This window comes from Acidovorax sp. KPB24-07 (assembly GCF_057543315.1).
In genome coordinates this window covers 1-8076 of the sequence record NZ_BAAJYS010000169.1, presented here as the reverse complement: position 1 = coordinate 8076, position 8076 = coordinate 1, and the positions used below count along the sequence as shown (strand labels likewise).

Here is an 8076-nt window from a genome sequence, read left to right as displayed (position 1 = left end):
CGCCCGCGCCAGCGGCCCTGCGTGGATGCGCAGCGCCTTCATCGGCCGGGGCACCGGCGCGCCGCGGCGCTCACACGTAGTCGCCCGGGTCGGGGCGCACGGTCCAGTCGATCGGGTCCTGCTGCAGCACCATGTCGATATCGAGCCCCAGCGCCAGCCCGACCTCGCCGGGAAAGGACACCGCCAGTTCCTTCTCGCCCAGCGCCGCCTCGCGGGCCCGCACGCGCCAGGCGGCCAGGTGCAGCACGCCGGCCAGCGGCTCGTACACGCTGTTCTCGAACGGCGCGCTCTGGTACTGCAAGGCATCCACCACCACCTGCGGCAACTGCCAGCGGCGCGCCATGCCGGCACTCACCTGCGAATAGCAGTAGCCCAGCAGCCGCTGCTCCAGCTTGGAGCGGCGCGGATCGAAGGGGCCGACCAGCCGGTTGATGGCCTGCACGCGGTCCGGGTTGCCCAGGTGCAGCAGCAACTCGCCCACGCCGTGGAGCAGGCCCGCGGTGTATGCCGCGATCTGGTTGTGGTGCACGCTGCCGGCCAGCGACCGCGCCAGCTTGGCGGTGTGCAGGCTGTAGCGCCAGAACTGCTGCAGGTTGACGCCCGGCACCGACCGCGAGGTCGTGCCCAGCGGCGCGGACGCCACCAGCGTGCGCAGCTGCTGCACGCCCAACAGCGACAGCGCCTCGGGAATGCCGCTGATCTGCTGCTGGGCCTGGAACGTGGGGGAGTTGGCCTCTTCCAGCAGCCGCGCGGCCATGGCCGGGTCGGTGCCGAAGAGCTGGGTGACGCGGCGCAGGTTGGGCTCGGGCGCCGCCAGCTCGTTCATCAGCAGCGCCACCGCGCGCGGCACGCTCGGCAGCGCGACGGGAATCCCCAGCAGGGCGATGAGCTCCATGGAACGGCCGGAAGTAAGGTTCCGGCGATTATCCACGCAACTTTTACCGCTTATTACCTTGCAGCTTGGCGAAGGCCGAGGCCATGGCCGACGGGGGGGCGGGCTCGTTGCTGCGGCGCGGTGCCGCATGCTGGCCCCGCCCCGCCCCTTCGAACCGGTTGTCGCGGGGCGCACCCCGCTCGCCGCCGCTGCGCGGGGGCGCTGCATCGAGTTTCATGGACAGGCCGATGCGCTTGCGCTCCACGTCCACCTCCATGACCTTCACCTTCACGATGTCGCCGGTCTTGACCACCTCGCGCGCATCGTTGACGAACTTGTGGCTCAGCTGGCTCACGTGGACCAGGCCGTCCTGGTGCACGCCCAGGTCGATGAAGGCGCCGAACTGCGCCACGTTGCTCACCGTGCCCTCCAGCACCATGCCTTCCTTCAGGTCCTTGATGTCTTCCACGCCGTCGTTGAAGCGCGCCACCTTGAAGTCCGGGCGCGGGTCGCGGCCGGGCTTCTCCAGCTCGCCCAGGATGTCCTTGACCGTGATGACGCCGAACTTCTCGTTGGCGAACAGCTCGGGCTTGAGCGTCTTGAGCATGTCGGCGCGGCCCATGATCTCGGCCACGGGCTTGCCGGTCTTTTGCATGATCTGCTCGACCACGGGGTACGTCTCGGGGTGCACGCCCGTCATGTCCAGCGGGTTCTCGCCGCCGCGGATGCGCAAAAAGCCCGCGCTCTGCTCGAAGGTCTTGGCGCCCAGGCCCGACACCTCCATGAGCTGGCGGCGGCTCTTGAACGCGCCGTTGGCCTCGCGCCAGCGCACCACGGCCTTGGCCACGCTGCCCGACAGGCCCGACACGCGGCTGAGCAGGGGCACGCTGGCCGTGTTCAGGTCCACGCCCACCGAGTTCACGCAGTCCTCCACCACCGTGCCCAGGGTGCGGGCCAGCTCGCTCTGGTTCACGTCGTGCTGGTACTGGCCCACGCCGATGCTCTTGGGGTCGATCTTGACCAGCTCGGCCAGCGGGTCCTGCAGGCGCCGCGCGATGGAGGCGGCGCCACGCAGGCTCACGTCCACATCGGGCATTTCCTGCGAGGCGTATTCGCTGGCGGAATAGACGGAGGCGCCGGCCTCGCTCACCACCACCTTCTCGATGGCGCGCTCGGCCTTGGCGGCCAGTTTGATGAGGTCGGCGGCCAGCTTGTCGGTTTCGCGGCTGGCGGTGCCGTTGCCGATGGCGATCAGGTTCACACCGTGCTTTTCGACCAGCTTGGCCAGCGTGTGCAGCGAGCCTTCCCAGTCGCGGCGCGGCTCGTGCGGGAACACGGTGGCGGTCTCCACCAGCTTGCCGGTCGCATCCACCACCGCCACCTTCACGCCGGTGCGGATGCCGGGGTCCAGCCCCATCACCACGCGCGGGCCGGCGGGCGCGGCCAGCAGCAGGTCGCGCAGGTTGTCGGCGAATACCTTGATGGCGACCTTCTCGGCCTCGTCGCGCAGGCGGGCGAACAGGTCGCGCTCGGTGGAAAGGCTCAGCTTCACGCGCCAGGCCCAGCCCACGCATTTGCGCAGCAGGTCGTCGCCGCGCGGCCGGCATGGCTCCAGCCCAAGTGCAGGGCGATCTTGCCCTCGGCGATGCTGGGCTTTCCGGGCTCTGGCTCGACGGGCAGGACCAGCTTGGCCTCCAGGATTTCGAGCGCCCGGCCGCGGAACACGGCCAGCGCGCGGTGCGAGGGCACGCGGCCGATGGGCTCGTCGTACTCGAAGTAGTCTCGGAACTTGGAGACCTCGGGATCGGCCTCGTTCTTGCCCTCGACCTTCTTGCTGCGCAGCAGGCCCTCGGCCCACAGCCATTCGCGCAGCGACTGCACCAGCACCGCGTCTTCGGCCCAGCGCTCGGAGAGGATGTCGCGCACGCCGTCGAGCACGGCCGGCACGGTGGAAAAGTCGGCACCCGGCTTGCCATCGTCCAGCACCTCGGGGGGGCGGGTGAACGCGGCGGCCTCGGCGGCCGGGTCCAGCGTGGGGTCGGCGAAGAGCTTGTCGGCCAGCGGCTCGATGCCGAACTCGCGGGCGATCTGGCCCTTGGTGCGGCGCTTTTGCTTGAAGGGCAGGTAGAGGTCTTCCAGCTCCTGCTTGGTCGGTGCACCCGCGATGGCGGCGCGCAGCGCGTCGGTCAGCTTGCCCTGCTCGTCGATGGCCTTGAGCACCGCGGCGCGGCGGTCTTCCAGCTCGCGCAGGTACGACAGGCGGGCCTCCAGCTCGCGCAGCTGGATGTCGTCCAGCCCACCGGTCACTTCCTTGCGGTAGCGCGCGATGAAGGGCACCGTGGCGCCCCCATCGAGCAACTCGACGGCGGAGGCCACCTGCTGCTCGGTGACCCGGATTTCTGCGGCAATCTGCCGGATGATCTTCTGCATGCTGAAAACGCGCCCGAGGGCTCGGCTTTGGAAAAGCGGGCGAGTGTGCCACAGGCCTTCCCGGCCCTTGTTTCAGTCCGCACCGCCCCCCTGCCCCGTGCCTTGCGTGGCGGCCCGGCCGGCACCGGGCGACATTCCATCCCAGGGAAGACCTGTAGGCGCGGCAGCCCGGTGCGCTTGTACGATCCCCAGGCACTCCCATCGCCCGCCCAGGACCGGACGGCGATGGCGACCACCGCTGCATGGAATGCCCCTTGCATCAGGACAGCCCGGGCATCCGCTTTCCGTGCCTGCAAGGCGCCTTCGCACCCAGCGATGCGCACGTTCCCGGTGCATGGCACGGCAACGCGGGCCGAAGTGGGGCTGCAGGGCCCCGCGACGGCCAGGCGACGCACGGCACGGCCTGCAGCGGCCCCGGCTGGTTTTCCCCTTGGTTGATCGACGATTGAAGGACTGACGATGGCACGAATTTCCCGCACTTCCCTTCGCACCCGGCTCGGCGCCACCGCCCTGGCGGTCCTGGGCGCCTGCGCCGGCCTGCCGGCAGCGGCCCAGCAGGCGGCCACCCCCATCAAGGTGGGCATCGCGCTGGACATCTCCGGCCCGTTCGCCGCCCTGGGGGCCGAGGCGCGGGACGGCTTCGCGCTGGGCATCAAGCAGCTGGGCGGCAAGCTGGGCGGCCAGCCCGTGCAGTTCGTGCAGACCGACATGGCCGGCAGCCCCGACCAGGCCAAGCAGCTGGTGGACCGCTTCGTGCAACGCGAGAAGATCGACCTGTTCACCGGCCCCATCGCCTCCAACGTGGCGCTGGCCGTGGCGCCCACACTGTTCGCCGCCAAGGTGCCCTACCTGTCGAACAACGCGGGCCCCAGCCAGCTGGCGGGCGCGCAGTGCAACCCCTACTTCTTCGGCACCGCCTACCAGAACGACCAGTACCACGAGGCCGCCGGCCAGTTCGCGGCCGACCGGGGCTTCAAGCGCATGGTGCTGATCGCCCCCAACTACCCCGCCGGCAAGGACGGGATCAACGGCTTCAAGCGCAAGTTCAAGGGCACGGTGGTGGACGAGATGTACACCAAGCTCGGCCAGATCGACTACGCAACCGAGCTGGCGCAACTGCGCGCCGCCAAGCCCGAGGCCGTGTACTTCTTCCTGCCCGGCGCCATGGGCATCAACTTCATCAAGCAGTTCGTGGGCGCGGGCCTGTCCAAGGACATCACGCTGGTGACCAGCGGCTTCTCGGCCGACGAAGACGTCATCAGCGCCGTGGGCGAACCCATGCTGGGGCTGTTCAACACCTCGCACTGGGCGCACGACCTGGACAACCCGGCCAACAAGGCCTTCGTGGCCGCGTTCCGCAAGGAATACGGCGGGCGCTACCCGTCCATCTACGCCGCGCAGGCCTTCGACGTGATCACCGCCATGGACTCGGCCGTCAAGGCCGTGGGCGGCAAGGTGGCCGACCGCGATGCATTGATCAAGGCGCTGGCCAAGGCGCAGTTTCCTTCGGTGCGCGGCAACTTCCGCTACGCCAACAACCACTACCCGGTGCAGAACTTCTACCTGCGCACCATCGGCAAGGACGCCGAAGGCCGCGTGACCAACAAGACCATCAAGACGGTGCTGGAAAACTATGGGGATGCGTTCTCTGCCCAGTGCGGTATGAAATAAGCACCCCCCCTTGAGTCGCTTCGCGCCTTCCCCCCGGAGGGGGGGACGCCGCCGGCGCGGCGGGGGCGGCCCTTGCGCGGCTGCCGCTGGCTTTGGGCCGCGCCAGTTGCCCAGGCTGCAGGCCTTGCCGGCCGCAGTCGTTTAGCCATGGACTCTCGTAGCTCATAGATGGATTACGTTCTCTCCCTTCTGGGGCCGATGGCGCAGGGCGCCGCGGTCACGCTGAAGCTCTTCGCCATCACGCTGGTGCTGGCCGTGCCGCTCGGGCTCGCACTGGCGCTGGCGCGGGTGTCGCGGCTGGCACCGCTGTCGGCGCTGGTCAACGGCTACATCTGGCTCATGCGCGGCACGCCGCTCATGCTGCAGATGCTGTTCATCTATTTCGCGCTGCCGTTCGTGCCGGTCATCGGCGTGCGGCTGCCGGACTTTCCCGCCGCCGTGGTGGCCTTCGCGCTCAACTACGCGGCGTACTTCGCGGAGATCTTCCGCTCCGGCATCCAGTCGGTGGACCGGGGCCAGTACGAGGCCGCCCGCGTGCTCGGCATGACCTACGGCCAGACCATGCGCCGCATCGTGCTGCCGCAGATGGTGCGCCGCATCCTGCCGCCCATGAGCAACGAGACCATCACCCTGGTCAAGGACACCTCCCTCATCTACGTGCTGGCCCTGAACGACCTGCTGCGCGCCGCGCGCGGCATCGTGCAGCGCGACTTCACCACCACGCCGTTCATCGTGGCGGCGGCTTTTTATCTGACCATGACCCTGGTGCTCACCTGGGGCTTCCAGCGCCTGGAGAAACGCTATGCCAGACACGACGCTTGACGCGGCGGGCGCGGTGCCCATGATCGAGGCGCGCGGCCTGCACAAGGCCTTCGGCGGCACGCCGGTGCTGCGCGATGTATCGCTCACCCTCGGGCGCGGTGAGGTGGTGGCGGTGATCGGACCCTCGGGCTCGGGCAAGAGCACCTTCCTGCGCTGCCTGAACCACCTGGAGACCATCGACAGCGGCCACATCGCCATCGAGGGCGAGGCGCTGGCGACCACCGACGCGGCGGGCCGCTGCACCTACGTGCCCGAGGCCCGTGTGCGCGGCATCTGCCGCAAGATGGGCATGGTGTTCCAGTCGTTCAACCTGTTCCCGCACCTGACCGTGCTGCAGAACCTGATCGAGGCGCCCATGGTGGTGCGCGGCATGCCGCGCGAGGCCGCGGTGGTCCGCGCCGAGGCGCTGCTGGCCAAGGTGGGCCTGTCGGACAAGCGCGACCACTTTCCCGGCCGGCTGTCGGGCGGGCAAAAGCAGCGCGTGGCCATCGCCCGCGCACTGGCCATGGAGCCCGACATCCTGCTGTTCGACGAGCCCACTTCCGCCCTCGACCCCGAGCTGACCGGCGAAGTGCTGCGCACCATGCGCGAGCTGGCCAGCGACCGCATGACCATGCTGGTCGTCACCCACGAGATGGGCTTTGCGCGCGAGGTGGCCCACCGGGTGGTGTTCATGGACCGGGGCGAGCTGATCGAATCGGCCCCGGCGGCGGCGTTTTTCGCAAATCCGCAACATGCGCGCACCCAGGCATTTCTTCGCAGCATGCTTTGACCGGCATTGGGTGGCCGGTAAAAATCCAAGCCAAATCGGCTTCCAGGGCAATAATCACTAAGGCATGTCGCTATCGAAAAATGAGCATTCTTGCCCCCTGGATTTTTGCAAACATCCATGCATGTATGTTTGCGTTACCATCGCATGCCCGGGGTTTGCCCTGACCCGCGACAATCACCGGTTGGTCCCCTTCTTCATCCCTCTGAATGCCTGAGCACCCATTTCTGGTCGAACTGCGCAACGTGACGTTCTCGTACGGCGAGCGTGACATCCTGCGCGACGTTTCGCTGTCCGTGCCGCGCGGCAAGGTCACGGCGCTCATGGGCGCCTCCGGCGGCGGCAAGACCACGGTGCTGCGCCTCATCGGCGGCCAGCAGCGGGCGCAGCAGGGCGAGGTGCTGGTCGGCGGCCAGGACGTGGGCCGCATGGATGCCGCCACGCTCTACGCCGCGCGGCGCCGCATGGGCATGCTGTTCCAGTTCGGGGCGCTGTTCACCGACATGAGCGTGTTCGAGAACGTGGCCTTTCCGCTGCGCGAGCACACCGACCTGCCCGAGGAGCTGATCCGCGACATCGTGCTGATGAAGCTCAATGCCGTGGGCCTGCGCGGCGCGCGCGACCTCATGCCCAGCCAGGTCTCGGGCGGCATGGCCCGGCGCGTGGCGCTGGCCCGGGCGATCGCGCTGGACCCCGAACTCATCATGTACGACGAGCCCTTCGCCGGGCTCGACCCCATTTCCCTCGGCACGGCGGCCCAGCTCATCCGGCAGCTCAACGACGCCATGGGCCTGACCACCCTCATCGTCTCGCACGACGTGGAAGAGACCTTCCGCGTGGCCGACCACGTGATCGTGCTCGGCCCCGGCACCGTGGCCGCGCAGGGTACGCCCGACGAGGTGCGCGCCAGCCGCGACCCGCTGGTGCACCAGTTCGTGCACGCGCTGCCCACCGGCCCCGTGCCGTTCCATTACCCCGGCCCCGACGTGGCGCAGGATTTCGGCCCGACCCCCGGAGGTGCGCGATGAGCTGGTGGCGTCCCTCCGATGTGGGCTTCGCGGTGCGCAGCCATCTGGCCGGCGTGGGCCGCGCGGCGCGCCTGTTCGGCCGGCTGGTGGCCCTGATCGGCCCCACGCTGCAGCGCCCGGGGCTGGTGCGCGACCAGATCCATTTCCTGGGCAACTACTCGCTGTCCATCATCGCCGTGTCGGGCCTGTTCGTGGGCTTCGTGCTCGGCCTGCAGGGCTACTACACGCTGCAGCGCTACGGCTCGGCCGAATCGCTGGGCCTTCTGGTGGCGCTGTCGCTGGTGCGCGAGCTGGGCCCGGTGGTCACGGCGCTGCTGTTCGCCGGCCGCGCAGGCACCTCGCTCACCGCTGAGATCGGCCTCATGCGCGCGGGCGAGCAGCTCTCGGCCATGGAAATGATGGCCGTCGATCCGGTGCGCCGCATCCTCGCGCCGCGTTTCTGGGCCGGCGTGTTCACCATGCCGCTGCTGGCCGCGGTGTTC

Annotated in this window: 6 protein-coding genes and 1 pseudogene; 5 read left to right on the top strand and 2 right to left on the bottom strand. The window is 69.0% G+C overall.

The genetic code is table 11. The features are described 5' to 3' along the window. Positions 1 to 70: 70 nt before the first annotated feature. Positions 71 to 895, bottom strand: a complete 825-nt coding sequence (locus AC27IQ_RS15840; protein ID WP_272568586.1) for an HDOD domain-containing protein — start codon at positions 893 to 895, stop codon at positions 71 to 73. A 43-nt stretch (positions 896 to 938) separates the two neighbouring features. Continuing rightward, positions 939 to 3304 (bottom strand): annotated as a pseudogene (locus tag AC27IQ_RS15835) (Tex family protein). Positions 3305 to 3763: 459 nt separating this feature from the next. Between AC27IQ_RS15835 and AC27IQ_RS15830 the strand changes: the two are divergent. The 5 genes from AC27IQ_RS15830 to AC27IQ_RS15810 form a co-directional block, all read left to right on the top strand. Further along, the gene (locus AC27IQ_RS15830) at positions 3764 to 4975 is read left to right on the top strand and encodes an ABC transporter substrate-binding protein (RefSeq protein WP_284398626.1); all 1212 of its coding nucleotides are present in this window, start codon (positions 3764 to 3766) and stop codon (positions 4973 to 4975) included. A 168-nt stretch (positions 4976 to 5143) separates the two neighbouring features. After that, positions 5144 to 5797, top strand: coding sequence for an amino acid ABC transporter permease (locus tag AC27IQ_RS15825; protein WP_272567580.1), 654 nt, complete (start codon positions 5144 to 5146; stop codon positions 5795 to 5797). Continuing rightward, positions 5778 to 6569: an amino acid ABC transporter ATP-binding protein gene (locus tag AC27IQ_RS15820; RefSeq protein WP_487090027.1), complete on the top strand. Its 792-nt coding sequence runs from the start codon at positions 5778 to 5780 to the stop codon at positions 6567 to 6569. The genes AC27IQ_RS15825 and AC27IQ_RS15820 overlap by 20 nt, the downstream gene beginning before the upstream one ends. Before the next feature lie 206 nt (positions 6570 to 6775). Then, positions 6776 to 7594: an ABC transporter ATP-binding protein gene (locus AC27IQ_RS15815; RefSeq protein ID WP_284426005.1), complete on the top strand. Its 819-nt coding sequence runs from the start codon at positions 6776 to 6778 to the stop codon at positions 7592 to 7594. Beyond that, positions 7591 to 8076, top strand: a 486-nt coding sequence (locus AC27IQ_RS15810) for an ABC transporter permease (RefSeq protein ID WP_487090026.1), incomplete at its 3' end; no start/stop codon positions are given. The genes AC27IQ_RS15815 and AC27IQ_RS15810, both read left to right, overlap by 4 nt.

Coding starts and splice junctions, on each gene's coding strand:
- AC27IQ_RS15840 (WP_272568586.1), bottom strand. CDS start 895: ATGGAGCTCATCGCCCTGCTGGGGATTCCCGTCGCGCTGCCGAGCGTG.
- AC27IQ_RS15830 (WP_284398626.1), top strand. CDS start 3,764: ATGGCACGAATTTCCCGCACTTCCCTTCGCACCCGGCTCGGCGCCACC.
- AC27IQ_RS15825 (WP_272567580.1), top strand. CDS start 5,144: ATGGATTACGTTCTCTCCCTTCTGGGGCCGATGGCGCAGGGCGCCGCG.
- AC27IQ_RS15820 (WP_487090027.1), top strand. CDS start 5,778: ATGCCAGACACGACGCTTGACGCGGCGGGCGCGGTGCCCATGATCGAG.
- AC27IQ_RS15815 (WP_284426005.1), top strand. CDS start 6,776: ATGCCTGAGCACCCATTTCTGGTCGAACTGCGCAACGTGACGTTCTCG.